Source organism: Micromonospora arborensis, from assembly GCF_003205615.1.
In the GTDB taxonomy this organism is placed as follows: Bacteria; Actinomycetota; Actinomycetes; order Mycobacteriales; family Micromonosporaceae; genus Micromonospora; species Micromonospora arborensis.
Map to the genome: position 1 here is coordinate 1 of NZ_PYBV01000115.1, position 230 is coordinate 230.

Sequence of the window (230 nt, forward strand, 5' to 3'; positions counted from 1 at the left end):
TGGCGAAGAGGCAGGCGCGGGCCTGGCCGTCCGCGGTGAGCCGGGGGCGGGCGCAGGCGCCGCAGAACGGGCGGGGGACGCTGGCGGTCACACCGACCCGCGCGGGGGCGCCGTCGACCAGCCCGGGCTCCGCCGGCGCGGCGGCGCGCCCGGGCGGGTCGGGGGTGGGGTCGAAGACGGTACGCAGCGAGGGCAGGGTCAGATCGGGAGAGCGTCGGGGTGGGAAAGAG

Annotated in this window: 1 pseudogene; it reads right to left on the reverse strand. The window is 80.0% G+C overall.

The features are described 5' to 3' along the window. Positions 1–230: pseudogene (locus tag C7C45_RS33070) on the reverse strand (hypothetical protein); the annotation flags it as partial.